26 protein-coding genes are annotated in these 17,493 nt (G+C 71.5%); 24 read left to right on the top strand and 2 right to left on the bottom strand.

Annotated features, from left to right (window positions below; translation table 11 throughout):
- Positions 1-15: 15 nt before the first annotated feature.
- From AB0D14_RS34035 to AB0D14_RS33935, 21 genes are all read left to right on the top strand, one after another.
- Positions 16-147, top strand: a complete 132-nt coding sequence (locus AB0D14_RS34035; protein WP_362786808.1) for a hypothetical protein — start codon at positions 16-18, stop codon at positions 145-147.
- Positions 147-611: an RRQRL motif-containing zinc-binding protein gene (locus AB0D14_RS34030; RefSeq protein ID WP_362786806.1), complete on the top strand. Its 465-nt coding sequence runs from the start codon at positions 147-149 to the stop codon at positions 609-611. The genes AB0D14_RS34035 and AB0D14_RS34030 overlap by 1 nt, the downstream gene beginning before the upstream one ends.
- Before the next feature lie 28 nt (positions 612-639).
- Positions 640-1,164, top strand: a complete 525-nt coding sequence (locus AB0D14_RS34025) for a hypothetical protein (RefSeq protein ID WP_362786804.1) — start codon at positions 640-642, stop codon at positions 1,162-1,164.
- A gap of 2 nt (positions 1,165-1,166) precedes the next feature.
- Positions 1,167-1,451 (top strand): hypothetical protein, encoded by a 285-nt coding sequence (locus AB0D14_RS34020; protein ID WP_362786802.1) that lies wholly within the window; start codon positions 1,167-1,169, stop codon positions 1,449-1,451.
- 126 nt (positions 1,452-1,577) lie between these two features.
- Positions 1,578-2,162, top strand: coding sequence for a hypothetical protein (locus AB0D14_RS34015; RefSeq protein WP_362786800.1), 585 nt, complete (start codon positions 1,578-1,580; stop codon positions 2,160-2,162).
- Positions 2,159-2,497 (top strand): hypothetical protein, encoded by a 339-nt coding sequence (locus tag AB0D14_RS34010; RefSeq protein ID WP_362786798.1) that lies wholly within the window; start codon positions 2,159-2,161, stop codon positions 2,495-2,497. Before AB0D14_RS34015 ends, AB0D14_RS34010 begins: the two co-directional genes overlap by 4 nt.
- Complete coding sequence (locus tag AB0D14_RS34005; protein ID WP_362786796.1) at positions 2,497-2,664, top strand: pRL2-8; 168 nt, start codon at positions 2,497-2,499, stop codon at positions 2,662-2,664. Before AB0D14_RS34010 ends, AB0D14_RS34005 begins: the two co-directional genes overlap by 1 nt.
- A 95-nt stretch (positions 2,665-2,759) precedes the next feature.
- The gene (locus tag AB0D14_RS34000) at positions 2,760-3,710 is read left to right on the top strand and encodes an ATP-binding protein (RefSeq protein WP_362786794.1); all 951 of its coding nucleotides are present in this window, start codon (positions 2,760-2,762) and stop codon (positions 3,708-3,710) included.
- Positions 3,711-3,795: 85 nt separating this feature from the next.
- Complete coding sequence (locus AB0D14_RS33995; protein WP_362786792.1) at positions 3,796-4,110, top strand: hypothetical protein; 315 nt, start codon at positions 3,796-3,798, stop codon at positions 4,108-4,110.
- 91 nt (positions 4,111-4,201) lie between these two features.
- Positions 4,202-4,879, top strand: coding sequence for a GGDEF domain-containing protein (locus tag AB0D14_RS33990; protein ID WP_362786791.1), 678 nt, complete (start codon positions 4,202-4,204; stop codon positions 4,877-4,879).
- Positions 4,876-5,319: a hypothetical protein gene (locus AB0D14_RS33985; protein ID WP_362786789.1), complete on the top strand. Its 444-nt coding sequence runs from the start codon at positions 4,876-4,878 to the stop codon at positions 5,317-5,319. Before AB0D14_RS33990 ends, AB0D14_RS33985 begins: the two co-directional genes overlap by 4 nt.
- Positions 5,316-5,594, top strand: a complete 279-nt coding sequence (locus tag AB0D14_RS33980; protein WP_362786788.1) for a hypothetical protein — start codon at positions 5,316-5,318, stop codon at positions 5,592-5,594. The genes AB0D14_RS33985 and AB0D14_RS33980 overlap by 4 nt, the downstream gene beginning before the upstream one ends.
- A gap of 25 nt (positions 5,595-5,619) precedes the next feature.
- Positions 5,620-5,826 (top strand): hypothetical protein, encoded by a 207-nt coding sequence (locus AB0D14_RS33975; protein WP_362786787.1) that lies wholly within the window; start codon positions 5,620-5,622, stop codon positions 5,824-5,826.
- Entirely contained in the window at positions 5,826-6,338 is a 513-nt protein-coding gene (locus AB0D14_RS33970) for a hypothetical protein (protein ID WP_362786786.1), read from the top strand. Before AB0D14_RS33975 ends, AB0D14_RS33970 begins: the two co-directional genes overlap by 1 nt.
- Entirely contained in the window at positions 6,338-6,517 is a 180-nt protein-coding gene (locus AB0D14_RS33965; RefSeq protein WP_362786784.1) for a hypothetical protein, read from the top strand. Before AB0D14_RS33970 ends, AB0D14_RS33965 begins: the two co-directional genes overlap by 1 nt.
- A 22-nt stretch (positions 6,518-6,539) precedes the next feature.
- A complete protein-coding gene (locus tag AB0D14_RS33960; protein ID WP_362786782.1) occupies positions 6,540-6,962 on the top strand; it encodes an NUDIX hydrolase in 423 nt (140 codons plus the stop codon).
- A gap of 99 nt (positions 6,963-7,061) precedes the next feature.
- Positions 7,062-7,577, top strand: coding sequence for a hypothetical protein (locus AB0D14_RS33955; RefSeq protein ID WP_362786780.1), 516 nt, complete (start codon positions 7,062-7,064; stop codon positions 7,575-7,577).
- Positions 7,574-8,260 (top strand): hypothetical protein, encoded by a 687-nt coding sequence (locus tag AB0D14_RS33950; protein ID WP_362786778.1) that lies wholly within the window; start codon positions 7,574-7,576, stop codon positions 8,258-8,260. Before AB0D14_RS33955 ends, AB0D14_RS33950 begins: the two co-directional genes overlap by 4 nt.
- Complete coding sequence (locus tag AB0D14_RS33945) at positions 8,257-8,787, top strand: hypothetical protein (protein ID WP_362786776.1); 531 nt, start codon at positions 8,257-8,259, stop codon at positions 8,785-8,787. Before AB0D14_RS33950 ends, AB0D14_RS33945 begins: the two co-directional genes overlap by 4 nt.
- A gap of 260 nt (positions 8,788-9,047) precedes the next feature.
- A complete protein-coding gene (locus AB0D14_RS33940; RefSeq protein ID WP_362786775.1) occupies positions 9,048-10,397 on the top strand; it encodes a ParB/RepB/Spo0J family partition protein in 1,350 nt (449 codons plus the stop codon).
- Positions 10,394-11,287 carry a ParA family protein gene (locus AB0D14_RS33935; RefSeq protein WP_362786773.1) on the top strand — a complete coding sequence of 298 codons (894 nt, stop codon included), beginning with the start codon at positions 10,394-10,396 and terminating at the stop codon, positions 11,285-11,287. Before AB0D14_RS33940 ends, AB0D14_RS33935 begins: the two co-directional genes overlap by 4 nt.
- Positions 11,288-11,432: 145 nt before the next feature.
- Here AB0D14_RS33935 and AB0D14_RS33930 read toward each other — a convergent pair whose 3' ends face one another.
- Positions 11,433-11,723 (bottom strand): hypothetical protein, encoded by a 291-nt coding sequence (locus tag AB0D14_RS33930; protein ID WP_362786772.1) that lies wholly within the window; start codon positions 11,721-11,723, stop codon positions 11,433-11,435.
- Between the two features lie 356 nt (positions 11,724-12,079).
- On the opposite strand from AB0D14_RS33930, the gene mobF reads away from it, so the two are divergent.
- Both mobF and AB0D14_RS33920 read left to right on the top strand, forming a co-directional pair.
- The gene (gene mobF, locus AB0D14_RS33925; RefSeq protein WP_362786770.1) at positions 12,080-13,972 is read left to right on the top strand and encodes a MobF family relaxase; all 1,893 of its coding nucleotides are present in this window, start codon (positions 12,080-12,082) and stop codon (positions 13,970-13,972) included.
- 136 nt (positions 13,973-14,108) lie between these two features.
- On the top strand, positions 14,109-14,306 hold the full coding sequence (locus tag AB0D14_RS33920; protein ID WP_362786768.1) for a hypothetical protein: 198 nt from the start codon (positions 14,109-14,111) through the stop codon (positions 14,304-14,306).
- Between the two features lie 960 nt (positions 14,307-15,266).
- On the opposite strand, the gene AB0D14_RS33915 is transcribed toward AB0D14_RS33920, so the two are convergent.
- The gene (locus AB0D14_RS33915) at positions 15,267-15,686 is read right to left on the bottom strand and encodes a hypothetical protein (protein ID WP_362786766.1); all 420 of its coding nucleotides are present in this window, start codon (positions 15,684-15,686) and stop codon (positions 15,267-15,269) included.
- 302 nt (positions 15,687-15,988) lie between these two features.
- Between AB0D14_RS33915 and AB0D14_RS33910 the strand changes: the two genes are divergently transcribed.
- On the top strand, positions 15,989-17,470 hold the full coding sequence (locus tag AB0D14_RS33910; RefSeq protein ID WP_362786764.1) for a replication-relaxation family protein: 1,482 nt from the start codon (positions 15,989-15,991) through the stop codon (positions 17,468-17,470).
- The last annotated feature ends 23 nt before the right edge of the window (positions 17,471-17,493 follow it).

Raw genomic sequence — 17,493 nt, 5'->3', positions numbered from 1 at the left:
GTTGGAGGACACGTCGTGCTCATCCCCAGACCGCGCCGCCGCATCGGCCGGCCCCGCCCGCAGCGTCCCGGCCCCCGCTACCCGCAGCGTCCCGGCCCCCGCTACCCGCAGCGTCCCGCCAAGCTGCCCGGTACCTGGAGCCGGTGATGCCGCGCCCTCGGAAGAAGGGGCGCCGCCGCGAGGTCAAGAAGGTGCCGCGCAGCTCCGCGACGCTGGAGGAGTTCGACCGGCGCTCCTGTCCCGAGGGCCTGGTCACCCGCAGGCAGCTGCGCGAGCGGGGCCTGAGCCCTGGCGGGCACGGTCCGGTCGCGGTCCTGCGCTGCAAATACTGCGCGTACCGGCCCGACCGGTCGTGCAACCACCCCCAGCGAGGCTGGCTCTACGACGTGGAGCTCGCCCGGCCGAAACGTGTGCCGACGATGGCGCAGGAATGGGCGCTGGACCGGGCGATGGCCGCGAGGTCCACCTGCCCGGAGTGCAAGCGCCGGTATTACTTCTGCCTCCCGCTGCGCACCCAGGGCCGCTGCGACCCGTGCGACAAGGGCTACGAGCCCAGCCCCGACACCTACTTCACCGCTACGGCCCCGGTGACCCACCGGCTGGCCGCCTGATCAACGATCCCCGCGAAGGAGAGTCACCGTGGCTCTGTTCACCCGTACCGCCCCGGCCCCCGAGACCTGGACGCCGGAGGGCACGCTCGTCTCCCAGCGCTTCCGGGCGCTGGAGGGCGCGACCGTCCTCGTCTACACCGGCGACGCCGACCGAGGCAGCGCGCGCTACGCCGTCGCCTGCCTCGGCTGCACGCACCGCGCGGACCGCAACACCACCGGCAACGTGATGACGGAGACGGAGGCCGCCCAGGGCGCCAACGTCCACGCCGCCACCTGCCGGGCGGTGCCGCGCGGCGTGCCCGCCCGCCCCGAGGACACCGAGGCCGCGAAGCTGGTCCGCTCCCGGCTGTGGGCGCGCCGCTACGGCGCCGCTCCGCACCGGGTGAGGCTCTCGGACTTCACCGCGCTGCGCGTCGACCTCCAGCGCCCCACCGACTGGATCAAGGCGCTGCTGGGCGACATCGCGCAGGCCGACCCCGGTTTCCTCACCGCGGAGCCCGACAGCTCCGGGCAGGGCATCCGCTTCACCGTCCAGCCCTTCGACCGGCCCTGACGGTGCGCGCCCGAACCGCCGTCCTGGTCGCGGCCGCCGTGCCCGTGGCGGTCGCCGCAGCCGCCGCCGTCCTCGAGGCCGGCCGCTGGGAGCTGTACGCCGACCGGTACCGCCTCCACCTCACGCCCGTCGCCCGCCGCTCCTGCCCCGACTGCCGGGGCGCGGGCGGCTGGTGGGTCGGCGGCGCGAACCCGGAGATGGAGGCGTGCGGCTGCTGGTCCGACCGGCGTGAGTTCCGCCTGCGGATCCTGCCGCTGCCCGCGATCGTCGACGAACCGCCGTTCTGAAACGGACTCCGCCCCCAGCCGTGCAGGCCGGGGGCGGAGGTCGCACGCGGGGTCGACCGCAGCATCGGCAAAGAGGCCGGCCGCCCCGCTCCCTTCACTCGCAAACGAGATCAGGAGAACCCCAGCATGCACCGACTGCCCCTCACCACCGAGCGTCTGGCCCTCTTCGGCACCCTGCTGGCGACCTTCGGAGAGCTGCACCCCGCCTGTGACCACTGGGTCCAGGGCAGCAAGACCGCGTCGCGCAAGCGGCTGTACGGCGAGGACCTGGTCCACGCCGACGGCTCCCCCGCAGACCCGGACTCCACCCGCCCGACCATGACCACCAGTGAGCTCGGCAGGCGTGCCGTGGCCTGCCACGTCGCCTCGTACACCGCCGTACAGCTCGGGGCGACCGTCGCCATCACCCGAGCGTTCGGCTACCGCGTCACACCGGCCGCGCTGCTCGCCGGTGCGGCCATCAACGCCGGAACGCACGCGGCGATCGACCGCGGGGCCGCTCTGCTGTGGCTGGCGAAGAAGACCAAGAAGACCGGCTACATCGAGCACTGCAAGGCCGCCCGCGTCGACGACGACGGCAAGGCCACCTCGGAGCTCACCGGGCCCGGCAGCGCGTGGATGGAGCTGGACGCCGCCCTGCACCGCGCGATCGGCGTCGGCGCCGCCGCCGTCACCGTCTGGCTCACCACCCGCCCCGGCGCCCGCCGGTGACCCGCACCCGCATCGAACGCGTCCGCGCCGCCGTCGGCATCGCCTCCCTGGCCCTCCAGCAGATCGAGGACGACCTCAGCGCCGACGACGTCGACCAGGAGGAGCTCGCCGCGATCCTGCGCGAGCTCATCGAGGACACCGACCCGCCCGGCGGCTTCATCCCGTTCCTCGCGCAACTGGTCACCGCCGCCGCCCGCCGGGCTGAGCGGATCGAGCCCGACCGCGACGGTGACGCCTCCTGCCCGCTCCACGAAGCCGCCGCCCTGATCACCGACAACGCCGGTCAGCGCCTCATCTGGGCGGCCCGCGCCCTTCACCCGCAGGAAGACAGCTGATGGCGAACGCCAAGGCGGAGAACCCGCCCCGGGGGCAGTGCACGCAGTGCTGGTTCCACGCGCACGCCAGCCGTCAGGCCCACGCCGGGCTCGGTCCGCGTGAGGACTGCCTGCAGTGCGTGGCCCACATGAAGAACGGCCACCCCGACCACATGATCGTCCGCTGACGGCGCTGCGCGAAGCCGCCGTCCTGCTCACCGACCACGCCGGGCAGTACCTCATCCGGGCTGCCCGGCACCCCTCATCCGCAAGGAGAATCCGCATGACCGAGCTGACCTACCCGCAGATGCCCGAGAACAGCCTGGTCGTCCTCATCGGCCCCTCCGGAGCCGGGAAGACCACCATCGCGAACACCTGGCCCGCCTCGCAGGTCCTGTCCCTGGACGCGCTGCGCGAGACGGTCAGCGACGACGCGGGCGACCAGGACGCGACCGGCGACGCGGTCGACGCCCTGCACCTGCTCCTGGAGGCGAGGATGCGCCGACGGCTGTTCACGGTCATCGACGCAACCAACGTCACCCGCGCGGCCAGGGAGCCACTGATCGCCGCCGCCAAGCGGCACGACATGCTCCCCATCGCGCTCATGGTCGCCACACCCGGCATGGTGTGCGTGGACCGGCAGAGCGCGCGGCCGGCCAACCGCCGCGTACCGGAAGAGGTCGTCATCCGGCAGCGGCAGGACATGGTCAACTCACAGCGGCGTGGCCTCAATTCGGAAGGCTTCATCGAGGTCGCCTACTCCGAGAGCCTCTACCAGATGCTGCCGTTCCTGGAGCGACTCAGCGAGAGGCGGCAGGCCGACCTCGGTCTGGACAACGGCGACGGCCTCGGTGATCTGCTGCTCCCCCGCCGGGTGTTCGGCCCGGAGATCCTGCCGCTGTGGCGGTGGAAGGACGGCTCGAACATCGCCGGCGGCGACCGCGTCGCGGAGATCCGCCTCGGTCAGATGTACCTCACCCTCGCCCTGCGCACCGACGTGGACGGCGAGGGCGACATCGGGTTCGACGTGATGGTGCCCTGCCCGCACGACGACGAATGCACCGGCTACGCCTGGGTGCCCGCCTACAGCGTCACCTGCCTGTTCCGCGCGCTGAACGGCGACCTGGACGACGACGAGGACATCGTCTGCACCGTCCACGGCCCGAACAGCGACGACGACCCCGACGGGCGCGCCGACCTCGAAGAGCAGGCCCTCGAAGCGATCCGAGGCTGACGGACCTCCGTGCTGCCCCGCCCCCGGCTCACCGCCGGGGCCGGGGCGGTCGCGGTGGCCCCTCACACCGCGACCACGAGAGGAGATGGACGTCATGACCCAACCCCCGTACTACGAGGTCGACGTCCCTATACGGAGCACCGAGACCCCCGGCCTGGAAGGCGTGCACGTCTTCACCGGCTGGGCAGACAGCCGCGGCGCCGCCGTGAAGGCCGCGCACAAGGTCTACGACGCGGCGCGCGCCGCCGCCGAAGCCGGACGCGAGATTCCCCACGGAGGCCCGGACGGCTGGTGCGCCTGCGGATACCGGCCCGGCTGGGAGCTCGACTGGCCCGCCGCGAAGGCCGGCCCCTGGAGGAGCCCGTACAGCTGGCTCAACTCCACGCCCTTCGAGATGTAGCTCTGCCCCGGGACAGCCGCTCTGCTTGACCGGCTTCGACGACTGCCCCGGGCCCACCCAACCCGTATGAGACGAGAGGGAGATCCTCAGTATGGACTCCGTCCTGCGCGTTCAGGGCCGGATCGGCCCGCGCACCCTCCTGATCACCACCGCCGCCGTGCCGCTGACCGGCTGGGCGGTCCACGCCGTCACCCTGTACAAGCAGATCGCCGCCAAGGAGAAGGACCCGCTGACGGGCCTGCTGCGCCGCGACGCCTACACCGCCCGCGCCCGTCGGCTCCTGGCCCGCCACGGCGACAACGCAACCGTGGTCATGGTCGATGCCGACCACTTCAAGCAGATCAATGACGGCATGGGCCACGCGGCCGGGGACACGGTCCTCGCCGCGATCGGCGCCCGGCTCACTGCATGGGCGGGCCCGCGCGCGTCCGTCGGCAGGCTCGGGGGCGATGAGTTCGCCGTGGTCCTGGAGCTGACCTCCGACCGCCGCGCGCACCGCCTGGAGCAGCTGGTCCGGATGCTGCACACCCCGGTCACCCTGGACGACGGCCGCACCGTCGACGTCGCCGCCTCGGTCGGCGCCGCGGCCCCGGCCTCGGTCGGCTCCCGCGACCTGACCGTGTTGCAGAGGGCCGCCGATGCCGCCCTCTACGACGGCAAGCACTCCGGCCGCGCGGCCCTCGCGACGGCGCAGCACGTCACGGTGCCGTCCATCAACGGCAGGCGCGCGGGCCGACTGGGCACCGCCCTGTGGGGGCGAGCCGCATGAGTATCGCCACCCTGCCAAAGGGCGACTGGATCCGCGGCATCACCATCCGCCAGCCCTGGGCGACCTGCATCCTCGTGGGCAAGAGCCCGGAGAACCGGCCCAAGCCCTGGAGCTGGCGAGGCTGGGTCCTCCTCCACGCCGGAATGGCGAAGCCGGAGCCCGCCGTGCTGCGCGACCCGCTGGTCGCCCGCACGATCCGCGGCCGCGAACTGCACCTCGGTGCGGTCATCGGTGTCGCCCGCCTCATCGACTGCCACCAGGATCCCGACGGCTCCCCGCCCTGCACCGAGTGGGCGCAGCCCGAGGCGTGGCACCTGGTGCTCGCCGACGTCCAGGAGCTTGCCCTGCCCGTCCCCGTCGGCGGGCAGCTCGGTCCCTGGAAGCCGACGCCGGATCTGCTGGCGCAGGTGTTCCAGCAGCTGCCCGACTTCCGGCCGTGAGCACCCGAGGCAAGAAGAAGCCGCCGTTCGAGCCGGGCCTGGTCCCGCCTCCCGGCGCGCTTCTCGAATGGCGCGACAGCCAGCACTTCGATCGCTGGCAGGACCACCCCTGTGTGCTGTGCGACCAGCCCACGCCGATGCGCTCCCACTCCGGGGAGCCCGTCCACAAGGCGTGCGCTGAGAACTGGATCGCCGCGAACCCCGTTGAGGCCCGCCTCGGCAGGTTCGCCTCCGACACCCAGTCCAAGAGCAGCCAGCGCGCCACCCACGACTGAACCCCTCCCGCCCCCGGAGGTCCCCATGAGCAACACCGACCGCGACGTCGACCACGCTCTCGCCTACCCCGAGCCGCCGGCCTCCCCGCTCTGGCACCGCCACGGCGGCGCGAAGGCCCGGCCCCTCACGCCCGCCCAGCAGAAGCGCAACTACGAGCTCCTGGAGCTCGCGCAGCGCACCACCCGACCCCGCGCCCCTCGCCCCACTCAGACCCTGGCGGAGGCCAGCTGATGGACACCAAACACTGCACCGTTGACGGCTGGGTCGACGCGATACCCGCCCCCAGCCCGCGCGGCACCGCCACCTTCGACCTGATCGTCCGGCCCGCCGACATCAGCGCCGTCGATGCGGACCTCACCGACGCGGAGATCACCGCGCAGGACACCCCCGACACGATCGTGTCCTGCACCAGCGGAGATTCCCGCGTCACCCACGAACTGCTGAACGGCATACAGCCCGGCGACCTGCTGCGCGTCACCGGCACCCTGGACCAGCCGCAGACGCCCGGCGAGCCCGCCCGGCTCACCATCGGCGCCCTGGAGGTCCTGGACACCGGGCTCATCCCGGTCCTGCGCGACACGGTGATGGACCGGTACGGCGACTACTGCGTCATCTTCGAGGCCGACCGCGACCAGATCCCCGTCTTCACCGCGAGCGGGCAGTGGGTCGGCCTCGCGGACAACCCCGACGCCATCGCCACCCTGATCGACATCCACGAGCGCGTGAACGGCGGTGACGCGTGATGGCCGTGACCACCTCGCAGACCCGCACCGTGCTGGAGCGGTTCCCTGCCGGCCACCCCCGCGGCTCGTGGCCCGCCGACGAATACGCCGCCGCCCAGCGCGCCCAGGGCCGCGACGCTCACGTCGTGATGGACCTCGGCAGCGACCAGTTCCTCGTAGTCACCGACACCGCCCACTGACCCGTCCCACCGAGAGGCGCACATGACCGAGACCGAGACGTTCGAAACGATCCGCTACACCGCCGACGTGGTCGCCCTGACTCCCGACGGCAACGTCCTGCTGATCGAGCGCGACTGGCCGCCGTACGAAGGACACTGGGCTTTTCCGGGTGGTCACGTCGACCCCGGCGAGACCAGCCGAGCGGCGGCTGCCCGCGAGCTGTTCGAGGAGACCGGCGTCCCGATGGCCGCCGACAACCTGCGCCCGATCGGCGTCTGGGACACCCCCGAGCGCGACCCGCGCGGCCGGTACGTCACCGTCGCGTACGCCGCTGTCGTCCCCGCCGACACCCGGCTCGTTGCCGGAGACGACGCCCGCACCGCCCGCTGGTGGCCCCTGGACGACCTGCCGGAGCGTCTGGCGTTCGACCACGCCGACATCCTCCGCGCGGCCACGGCCTCCTGAGACACCGCCACGCGACACCAAGCGCCGCGCCCCGACCGGAAGGCCGGGGCGCGGCGCTTCCCCGTTCTGCCCCTCACCAGCACACCGAGGAGACCCTGCGTGTTAGCAACCCTGATCACCGCCGCCCTCGCGATCGTCGCCACGCTGCTGGGCGCGATCGTGTCCGGCCGCTTCCAGGAGCGCGCCGCCGAACGGCAGGTGCGCGTCAGTCACGGAGAGGCGATCCGCCGCGACCGCCTGGAGGCCGTCACCGCGCTCGCCTGCGCCGCCAGCGACCACCGCGCGACGATGTGGAGGCGCGGCGACGCCGTCCTCAAAGGCGCCGGCGCCGACCGGATCGAGGCCCTGCGCGGTGAGAGCCACATGACCCGCAGCGCGGTCACCCGCCCGCTGTTCGCCCTGCGCGTCCTCTTCGAGGACCAGGCCGTGCGCGCCGCCGCCGACCACATGATCACGCTCACCTATGCGATCCGGGACGCGTACGCCACCACCGAGGACCTGACCGCCGCTCGCGAGGCCGCGAAGGTCGCCGCCGACGACTTCGTCAACGCCGCCGCCCGCTACCTGCGCCCGGCGAGCACTCACCCCACCTTCGAGCAGGAGCCCGCCCGATGATCCGTCGCTTCCGCCGCTGCGGCCACGCCCCCGGCGCCATCTCCCCCGAGGACCAGGCCGTCGTCGACCAGTTCCGCGCGATGCTCGCCGCCGTACGCGACCCGCAGCCCTGGACGCCCGGCTGCGCCCAGGACATCGCCGTACGGATCGGGCCCTTCGTGGAACGCGCCCACCCCCGCCCCGGCGACGACCACGGCCCGGAGATGATCGCCGTGTCCCTGGTCCACCCCGACACCCCGCACGCCGCGGCCTACCTCCACGGCCGCCAGCTCGGCTACACCGAGCGCGGCTGGCTGCGCTGCGAGACGACCGCGATCATCGGCGTCTGGCAGCCCGGATACGCGATGCTCACCCACGCCGCCGCAAGCCTGCCCCTGCCCGACGACATCGGCATGGACCCGGCGCACTACGCCCTCTACATCGAGGCCCGCAAACGCGACGACAGCCTTGACGGCTTCACCCTGCTGCGCCTCGGCCCGTACACCCAGACCCGGCACGCCCAGAAGGACTACGACCGGCTCACCGCCACGCTGGAGGGCCGGGAGACCACCACGGTGCCCGGGTTCCGCGTCTCCGCGCGGTACGCACCGTTCGACGTCAGCGACCACCAGCTGTTCGTCGACCCGTACGAGGCCGACGCCGTGGCGCTCCTGGCCGCCGCCGTTGCGGGGGTGAGCGCGTGACCACGCCTCTGTACGAGATCGAGACCAGCGAGGGCGACGACGGCAGCCGGCACCCCGTCGAACAGCTCTGGACGCCGTGCGCTGACGACGCGGCAGACAGCGGCTTCGTCGCCCATCGCGGCCTGTACGTCACAGGGATCGACGACCCGACCGAAGATCACCTCTACCCGGTCGCGTTCCTCGTGCTCGGGCACCAGCGGTGGGCCGACGCCATCGAGGCCGCAGCCGCGTACATGTCCCGGACCCATGGCTGGCGGAACCTGCATCTGTACCCCGGCGACGACCCGGCGGTGCTCATCCCCCGCATCCCGCGCGCCGTCCACACCCACGGCGTGTTCTTACGACACCCACACCCTGATCAAGGCGGCTGTGGGTGCGAGTGGGATGAGACATGGCGCATGGTGTGGGCGCCGGCCACCGAGCCCGGTGCCGTCCCGATCACCACCATGCGCCACCCGGCCGCAGAGGTGACCGCGGCTGGCATCCCCAACCCTGACGATGGCGCGCCCGCGACCTGGGCAGCCTGACGAGGGCCACGAGCACGACGAAGGGAAGGGCCGTGCCCACCACGATCTGTGGTGAGCACGGCCCTTTTTGCGTTTCCAGTGGAAACGCGCGCCTCAAGGGTCCGGGCGCGGGGTCAACCCGGCGTTGCTGATCTACTTCCGCCCCGTCGACTCCCCGCCAGGCACGCGCGAAGCGGATTCTGGTGGGGGAAGGGGTCTGCCGTTTCCAGTGGAAACGCTAGTCTCGGGCCGGTACTTCTCAATGCAGTCCTGGAGATCAGATGGCAGGCGCGCTCCCGCGGCCCAAGCGCAACAGCACCAAGTCCAAGCCCACGGTGGCTCCCGAAGACGTCCTCTACACCGACAAGGACCGAAGCGGCGACATCCTGGACCTGGAGCTCACGTCCCTCTGCCCCAACCCCTTCAACAAGCGGGAGATGAAGGGGGTACCCGAACTCGCCGCGACCATCAAGGAAGTCGGGCTGCTCCAGAACATCGCCCACATCCGGGCTGAGGTCTGGATCCAGACCTACCCGGAGACCGCCGACAAGATCACAGCCCCGAACGTGATCCTCTTCGGCGAGCACCGCTGGCGCGCCCTCCAGGAACTGGGCTGGGAGAAGATCCCGAGCGTTCTGCGGGACGACAAGGTGGAGGACGCTCGCCTCATCACCTTGATCGAGAACCTGCGCCGTGCTCAGCTCAGTGCGCTGGAAGAAGCCGAGCACTACCAGGCCCTGCGAGAGGCCGGCCTCTCGTACGAACAGATCGCTGAGAAGGTCGGTGAGACTGCGGACGGCGCCATTTCCAAGGGCACCGTCTGGAAGCGCGTCAAGCTCCTCACCCTGGAGCCGGAGGTTCAGCAGGCACTCCGAGACGGCACGCTCAAGGTCAGCGCTGCTGAGAAGGCGCAGAAGCTCGATGGCCAGGACCAGCGGGCCTACCTCGGTCTCGTACGCGGCGGCGCGCGCCCCGAAGAAGCCCACTCGCAGATCCTCGCCCGCCAGCGCCAGCCGGAGGACTCCGCCGACGACGCACCCGTTTCCACTGGAAACGGCTCCGGCGAAGAGACCAAGGGCGTTCCGGACCCGTCACCCGAGACCACCACCGTTTCCACTGGAAACGGTGAAGCGGCGCCGCCCGCCCCACGGCGACCGAAGCAGCCGAAGCAGCCCGTGGCGAAGGACGACGCCGACCGCCGCACCGCGGCCGCTGCCCGGGACGCCCACTGCCGACTCCTGCTGGAGACCACCGATCCGGCCGACCCCAGCAGTCACGAGCTGATCCTCAGCGTGCTCGCGGCCGCCGTGCTTGCTCCGCAGCAGCAGTCCGCAGCCCAGCAGCGCGCCTACACCTGGCTACGCGAGATCAACCGTCACGGCCTGGAGGCCGCCGACGCTGCGGCCTACTTCAACGCGGTGCAGGACTCCGGCGACTCCGCCGTGCAGCGCCTCGCCGCCTTCGCGAGCGCCCTGGCCGCCGCCGAACTCCGGACCGGAGCGCGACGCCAGTCCTGGAGCAGCCGCGAGATCCACCACGTTCGCGTTCTTCAAGAGCACGCGCAGTACGAGCCGCAGACCGAGTGGGAGCAGAAGGAGCTCGGACTGGTCACCGCAGGAGGAGACCGATGACCGCCGTTGACCCGCGCTTCCGTCCCAAGGGCCGCAACTGGCCTCTCATCTGGGCCTACCTGATCGAGTGTGGTGGATCGACGAAGACCAGCAGCGCCACCTCCATGGCCGTCACCGCCGCCCTCCGGGGATACCCCGGCGTCGTCTTCGACCTCGACAGCAACATGTCGTCCTCGCTGATCCTCGGCTACGACGAGACCGCGCTGAAGGGCAAGAAGACCGCCTACGACCTGCTGCGCGGCGACGCCACGTTCGACGAGGTCGCCCTGCCCGCCCGGTTCCGCATCGGTGACGGCTACGACGAGGACGCCTTCGCGCCGATCCCGAACCTGCGTGTCGTCCCCAGCAGCGGCACTATGGCCGGCGCGGACACCGCCATCGCTGAGGACGTTGACCGCAACGACTGGTTCGTCGAACTCTGCCGCGGCTATGCAGGCGACGACACGGTGTTCTACATGGACTTCCCGGCGAGCTACGGCAAGATGCCCTACTCCGTACTGCGCATGCTGGACGAGGACGACTCCGTCATCCCCTCCATCAAGGCGGACCCCAAGGACGTCAAGATGGTCGCCCGCCTCGTGGACGAGCTGGAGCGGGTTCGGAGCAAGAACCGCGGCCGGATGTCCGTGCCGGGCCGCCCCACCCTCAACCACATCCTGCTCACCGGAACACCGACGCCCACCTACAAGGAAGCCGCTGCCCGGCGCGCCGCCGAGCTGGCTCAAGCCAAGTACGGCTCGGTACTTCTCCCGTACGTCCGGTACTCGGCAGACGCCAAGAAGCTGTACGAAGACGAGTGCCCCCTGCCGATCCTCCTGCCGAACTCCGCCCCCTCCGTGGACTACCGCAAGATCATGACGCACCTCGGATTCATCGACCTGGCAGCCTGACCGTTTCCACTGGAAACGCTGCGGTGCGGCAGAGGGCCGGATTCCCAAACTTGGGAATCCGGCCCTCTGCGGTGCGACACCACCCGCAGGATCGCCTCGGTTTCACGCGTGAACGCTCGCGTGTGAATTCGCACGCCGCAGATGGTCAGGGGCCAGTGAGGATGTCGTGTCCGCCGATGCGGCGCCAGATGACGTGCGGTGCTCCGGGGACTATCTCCGGCCCGTAGGACCAGGTGGCGCGGCCGTCGCCGTCCCAGGTGAGCTCGAAGACGCCGGGAGCGCGGCGGACACCTTTCACGCGGAGGCTGGCGCGGAAGCGCCCGGTGCGCAGGTCGTCGACGAAGGTGGCCACGGCCTGGTGGAAGCGGCGGCGCTGCTCAGGGGTGAGGCGGCGGAGGTCGGTGGTGAAGCGCGAGGTTGCTTCGTAGGTGGGCACGTCGGTCCTCCAGGCAGCACGAAGCCCCCGGGATTGCCGGGGGCGGTGGGTGTCTCGCTCGGGTTGAAGGGAGTCGGTGACGTGGTGCGGGGTGGGGCGTCCTTGACCGTTGGGTGGGGGATCCGTAGGTGTTCGCTGGTTGACGGTGGAGTCGTCTGCTGGCCGTTTTCGGGGTGTGCGAGGCGCGTGTGACTGGTTGGCGCGCAGCATTTGCATGGCCCCGGTGGTGTCCGCCGTGCGGGCACCACCTCTCTGCAGGCGCCCGTCGTACGGGACCGGCCGTGAAGTTCCGGTGAACTCTCCCGCCCCACGGGATCGCGCTTTTGCCCAGGTCAGAGCCGGTGTCCCCTGTGGGGATGCTGAGTGTCGCGAAGGTCCAGAGGCGTAATGCGTGGCGGTACTACGTACGCGGAGTGGCGTTCGGGGACGGCCGCCGTCCGGTCGGCCAGTCGTTGAAGGACGCCCAGGAGATGGCGGGGCTCCCGCCCGGGGTGTGGTTGGGGCGCGGCCTGGCCGCGCTCGGGCTCACCGAGGGAGCGGAGGTGTCCGAACGGCAGATGGAGCTGCTGTTCGGGCAGGGCCGGCACCCGGACGCCGACCGGATCGAGCGCGGCCTCCTGGACGACGGCGCCGACCCGGCCACGGCGCGGCTGGCCACCGTGCTCGGGCAGCCGATCGAGGAGATCGAGGCGCGCAAGCAGACCCCGCTGCTGGCGCTCGACTTCACCTTCCGGCCGCAGGCGTCCCTGATCGTGTTGTGGGCGCTGGGGGACAAGAAGACGCGCCGGGTCATCGAGCGGGCGCACGAGCGGGCCATCGCCAAGGCGCTGCGCTGGGTGGAGGACGAGGTCGCGGAGACCCGGTGGTCCTCGGGACGCGGGCGCGCCAAGACACCGGCTCTCGTGGTCGCGGCGTTCCGGCACTTCGACAACCGGGACGGATTCCCGCTCCTGCACGACCACTGCCTGATCCTCAACCGCGTGCAGCGCAGGGACGACGACGGCGAGCCGGTGTGGGGCGCTCTGGACACCCGCCGCCTCTACCGGCATGTGGTGGCGTGCGGGACGCTCTACACCCTCGCGATGACAACCGAGGTGTGCGAGGAACTGGGACTGGCGACGGTGCCCCGGGAGGTGACGCCGGGCCTGCGCCCGGTGATGGAGATAGCCGGCGTCTCCGAGGAGCTGATCGACTGGTCCTCGACCCGCCGTCAGCGGATCGAGGACGTCCTGGAGGGCCTCACCTACAAGTTCGCGCAGGAGCACGGGCGGTTGCCCGGCGAGAAGGCCCGCCACGGCCTCGGGTGGCAGGCGGCGCAGGACACCCGCCCTGAGAAGAAGACTCCGCGCCCGTTGAAGCAGCTGCTCGCGTGGTGGCGGGCGTCCGCGCTGTTGAAGTTCGGCAAGCAGATGGTCGACGGGCTCGTTCAGCGCTGCCGCGCGGCCGGCGCGGCGATCCGGGCCCGGGTGGATCCGCACGTGGACGCCGTGCTCGCCGCCGTTGACGTCGCTGCGGTCGTCTCCACCGTCCGTGGCAGGTTCGCCCGCCGCCATGTCCTGGCCGAAGCTCGCCGGCATCTGCTGGAGACCCTGCGCGGCCAGGAGTTCACGCGCGGCCTGGACGACTACATCGCGGGCCGCGCCCTGTCCGACTACTCCCGTCAGTTCACCGTTCCCCAGCCCGGCCGCCGGGCCCCGGCTGCCGACCAGCTCTTCTACACCGCCGATTTCGCCGAGCCCGACAGCTGGTGGATCGCCGGCACTGACGGGAAGCCGCCCCGGGAGTCGAGCCGCTACGAGCGGGCCCGGGTCGCCAGCCTCGCCGTGCAGAACGCGATCCGCGCCGCCCGTACCCCGCCCGCCGCCCCGCACGCCGACGACCAACACCACGACCAGGCGTCGGACGCGCCGCACGCCGTCGACCACCCGGGCCGGGATGCCGCTCTCACCCCGGCGCAGCGGGCTGCCGCTATCCAGGCCCACCAGGAGGCCGCGATGCCGCAGGAGTACCTGGAGGGGCGTACGACCGACCCGGCGACGTGGATGCGCACACCCAAGAACCTGGAACGGTTCGCCGCCTTCACCCGCGCGGCCAACGACCGCCGCCGCGCCTTCGAGGAGGGGGAGATCCCGGCCCCGGCCCCGGCCGCCGACCCGACAGGACCGGTCGACCGGCGCCGCCAGGAGCACGAGCAGCAGCAACAGCAGCGCCAGCAGCCCGGCCCCGGCCAAGGCCAGGGCCTCCAGTGACGAGCGACGGACCGTCCGGCGGGACAGAGGAGGAAGTCACCGCGCCAGCAGTCGGGACGTGACCGGCCGCCCGGCCTCGGGGCACGCGGGGAGAGGCGAGTGTGCGGGGGACCGACCCCTGAGCATGGAGGCCCCGATGGTTGCCCCGATCCCGCCGTACCTCACACCGGAGCAGATGGAGCATCTCCAGCAGCTCGCCGACGCGTCCCGGCTGCGCGCGGCTCTGTACCCGTCACCGAAGCCCGCACCCATCCGGCGCCGCTCCCGCTCACGGCAGTACCCCGGGGGCCGGCCGAATCCATGGCGCACCGCGCGCCTGCGCCGCCGGGGTTGAGCGGGCGCGGTGGACTCCACCGAGCATCCGGTGTCGGAGTGGCCGATGCACCGAGTGGAGAGTGGAGCCCACCGTGGCGAACAACCGGGTGGGAGTGGAGTCCACCGTGACGTCCATCGGATGGGAGTGGACTCCACTCTGGCGAGCACTGGCGGAGTGGGGACCTCCAGGCATCCGGTGCGCCACTTGCTTCGGTGGTGCGTACCGCGCGGTGACGATGCACGGCACCGCGCGCACCGTGGTGCGCACGCAGGTGATGGTGCGCGCACCGGTGCGGCCTGGTGCGCGCACCACATCCTCGGTGCGCGCACCCAGCGCACCGCCTGCCCGAGCCGGTGCGCACCGCTCGGCTGCCACCCCCAAGGTGCGCGCATCGGACCCGCCCTCGCGCCGATGTTGTGTGACCTGCCGCACAGTCAGGGGCTCCATAGCGCGCATTTGGGACTTCGGGGGGATCGAAGTCAAGGGGGCGTGTGATAGAGGGACTTCGCTTGATCCGGCCCTTTGTGATGGAGGCGTGGCGCGCTGCCCGAAGCGCGCCACGCACCGCGAGGCGCACCACGGGACGATCAGTGCGCGCACCATCCCCGCGGCCGCGCCGGCGGTGCGCGCACTGGTCCGCACCGGGCCGCGTACCACCGCACCGACGGTGCGGTGGCGCGCGCACCGCGATGCGCACCACGGCCCGGGAGTGGATGCCACCGTGCGGAGTGGACCGCACCCGATGCCCGCCACCGCACCCGATGCCCGGAGAGTGCACGGCATCCGATGCACGACATCGGACCGGGAGTGCACGACATCGCGATGGAGAGTGCACAGCATCCGATGCCCACCGCCGGGGCCAGGCCGGTGCATCGTTCCTTGACCGGGTTCGCTACGTGCGACATCCCGCCCGAACCGGACAGTGCCCGAGGGGGAGAAGTCTCCGCCCCTCGGGCACTGTCCCGGCTTCCGCTCGGTTCAGGAGGTCATGGCCGCCGGCCACCGGGGAGCGTCGCCGCGGACGTCGGACAGGAACTGGTGGACCTGGTCGACCTCCTGCATGCACTCGATCAGGAACCCCGCCGCGGTGTACGCGAACTGTGCTCCGCCGCCCGAGTAGCACCACCGCTTGAGGTACCGGCCCGCCACCGTCACCAGCTTGTCCATGACGTACCCGGACTCGCAGTCGATGTGTCCGGCCGGTACGACGGTGAGGTAGTCGGCCAGCAGCAGCGCACCGAACTCGCCCATCAGCCGTGCCAGCTCTTCGCCGTCCCGGTGGAACTCGTTCAGCCGGGACCACGCTTCCTCGTTGTCCTGCCAGACCAGCTCCACGTAGTCGGCGGCCCGCCAGATCTGCTCCGGGGTGAGCGTGGGCACCTTCGACGTCGTCTCCATGACGGTTCCTTACCTGTACGGGCCGCGCGCCTGCTGCGTCCGGCCTGCTGATCACAGCCTCGGAGCGCGGGCCTGTGGACAGAGGACGGCCACCGGGGCGGAGCCCGCTGCCTGTGGCGTCGCTCACGGATAAATCAACCCGACAGGGGGGTCAACCGGGCGGAAGCGGGCGGCCGTCGGGGGTGAGCGTCAGACAGCGGCCAAGGGGGTCTTTCCGACGGTGGCTCCGGCTCGTGCGCACATCGGCGTGCGGGCCGGACGCTCACCGACCCGGCCAGCAGGCCGGAGGAACCGAGGACACGGTGCCTGCCGACTTCACGCCCGACCCCGCCCGCGAACCGCACGACACCGACGACCAGGCGCCCGCCGACGACGTCGACCAGGTCCCGCCGGCCCCCTCCACGGGCCCCTCCATTGCCCCCTCCACGGCCTCTTCGCCCGCCAGGCGCGTATCCGCAGGTCAGCCCCGCCAGAACAGGGCCACAGGTGCGTTCGACAACCCTTCTAAGTCTTCGAAGCAGACATGGAAGCCAACCCACACCCGAAAGAAGGAAGTGCTGAAGGCTCTCGGGATCTTCCAGAGGGCTACCGCGGAACACCTGTGGCGGATGCTGCGCCCCAGCGACTCGCACGACCGGTGCACGAGGGACACCCTCAACGCCCTCAAGGGCGAGGGGAAGGTCCGGGTGGAGACGCGACTGGAGTCGAACCACCAGCTGTGGGTGCTCACCGAGCGAGGACACAAGGAAGCCAAGCAGCTGCTGCCGGGAACCGTCCGGGTCTCCGTGCTGCGCAAGCTCGAGGTCGACGACGCCGGCGAGCCGGTCACCGGCGAGGGTTTCGACGAACACGCGGCCGCCGTCACGATGACCGCCGCGGTCCTCACCGGGGCCAGCTTCGGCACACCGCTGTCCTGGCAGACCGAGATCGGACACAAGCTCCCCTACGGCTACACCCAGTACGCCGACCTGACGATGCAGGCCCCGGACGCCGACGTGCCCACGATGCTCCTGGAGGTCGACCGGGTGAACGAGCCTGTCGACGTCCTGGTGGCCAAGGTGCGCCGCTACAGCGAGTGGTTCGAGCTCCTGGCGCCGAAGGCCGACAAGGTCAAGGCGCAGGCGGCCAGCCACCACGGCGCGCGGGTGCACGACTTCCGGCTGTGGTCGCGGATCTACCCGGCGACCGGCCACGAGGGCTACGTGCCGGTGGCGTTCGTGTTCACGGGTAAGACGAAGGCGCAGCGGGCCAGCAGGATGCGGCGGCTGGAGCAGGCCGCCCGTTCCTACTTCGCCGGCACCACATACGCGGGCGGTGGCATCACGGCCGTCGACTACCACCAGGCGGTGCCCGTGGTCGTCACCGAGCTGGAGCGGATCACGGCCGATCCGGATGGGGCGGCGGGGAAGGTATGGCGCAGGCTCGGGCGCTATGAGTGGCAGACGCTGACCGACGCCCTGGACAACCCCGACGGTGACCGGCTGTACGTGGTGCAGGCGGAGCAGGCCCGCAAGCGCCACAAGGAACGTGAGGCCGCGGCCCTTGAGGCGCAGCGGCCGGTGTGCAGGCGCTGCGGAGCGAAGTTCACCGACGAACGCTGGGACGCGGTCCGGCAGTATCCGGCGCAGCAGCACGGCGAGCTGTGCGACCCGTGCCTGACCGAACACCATGAACAGGCGCAGGCGGAACGAGCCGCGCAGCGCCAGGCGCAGGAAGCCGCGGCCCGGGAGGCGGCGGAAGCGGAGGCGAAGAGGAACCGCGGCCTGTTCGGCCGCCGCCGGTAGCCGGCGCGCGGGCGGGCGGCCGA

The organism is Streptomyces sp. NPDC048484 (assembly GCF_040651415.1).
GTDB lineage: Bacteria > Actinomycetota > Actinomycetes > Streptomycetales > Streptomycetaceae > Streptomyces.
Note: the sequence above shows the minus strand (reverse complement) of the source record. Positions and strands in the feature narration are given on the sequence as shown.

What these genes read in the sequence shown, in the direction of transcription:
- AB0D14_RS34005 (WP_362786796.1), top strand. Translation starts at nt 2,497, where the DNA reads ATGGCGAACGCCAAGGCGGAGAACCCGCCCCGGGGGCAGTGCACGCAG.
- AB0D14_RS33940 (WP_362786775.1), top strand. Translation starts at nt 9,048, where the DNA reads ATGGCAGGCGCGCTCCCGCGGCCCAAGCGCAACAGCACCAAGTCCAAG.
- mobF (WP_362786770.1), top strand. Translation starts at nt 12,080, where the DNA reads ATGCTGAGTGTCGCGAAGGTCCAGAGGCGTAATGCGTGGCGGTACTAC.
- AB0D14_RS33990 (WP_362786791.1), top strand. Translation starts at nt 4,202, where the DNA reads ATGGACTCCGTCCTGCGCGTTCAGGGCCGGATCGGCCCGCGCACCCTC.
- AB0D14_RS33935 (WP_362786773.1), top strand. Translation starts at nt 10,394, where the DNA reads ATGACCGCCGTTGACCCGCGCTTCCGTCCCAAGGGCCGCAACTGGCCT.
- AB0D14_RS33965 (WP_362786784.1), top strand. Translation starts at nt 6,338, where the DNA reads ATGGCCGTGACCACCTCGCAGACCCGCACCGTGCTGGAGCGGTTCCCT.
- AB0D14_RS33970 (WP_362786786.1), top strand. Translation starts at nt 5,826, where the DNA reads ATGGACACCAAACACTGCACCGTTGACGGCTGGGTCGACGCGATACCC.
- AB0D14_RS33920 (WP_362786768.1), top strand. Translation starts at nt 14,109, where the DNA reads ATGGTTGCCCCGATCCCGCCGTACCTCACACCGGAGCAGATGGAGCAT.
- AB0D14_RS33960 (WP_362786782.1), top strand. Translation starts at nt 6,540, where the DNA reads ATGACCGAGACCGAGACGTTCGAAACGATCCGCTACACCGCCGACGTG.
- AB0D14_RS33995 (WP_362786792.1), top strand. Translation starts at nt 3,796, where the DNA reads ATGGACGTCATGACCCAACCCCCGTACTACGAGGTCGACGTCCCTATA.
- AB0D14_RS34015 (WP_362786800.1), top strand. Translation starts at nt 1,578, where the DNA reads ATGCACCGACTGCCCCTCACCACCGAGCGTCTGGCCCTCTTCGGCACC.
- AB0D14_RS33985 (WP_362786789.1), top strand. Translation starts at nt 4,876, where the DNA reads ATGAGTATCGCCACCCTGCCAAAGGGCGACTGGATCCGCGGCATCACC.
- AB0D14_RS34000 (WP_362786794.1), top strand. Translation starts at nt 2,760, where the DNA reads ATGACCGAGCTGACCTACCCGCAGATGCCCGAGAACAGCCTGGTCGTC.
- AB0D14_RS33915 (WP_362786766.1), bottom strand. Translation starts at nt 15,686, where the DNA reads ATGGAGACGACGTCGAAGGTGCCCACGCTCACCCCGGAGCAGATCTGG.
- AB0D14_RS33975 (WP_362786787.1), top strand. Translation starts at nt 5,620, where the DNA reads ATGAGCAACACCGACCGCGACGTCGACCACGCTCTCGCCTACCCCGAG.
- AB0D14_RS34030 (WP_362786806.1), top strand. Translation starts at nt 147, where the DNA reads ATGCCGCGCCCTCGGAAGAAGGGGCGCCGCCGCGAGGTCAAGAAGGTG.
- AB0D14_RS33950 (WP_362786778.1), top strand. Translation starts at nt 7,574, where the DNA reads ATGATCCGTCGCTTCCGCCGCTGCGGCCACGCCCCCGGCGCCATCTCC.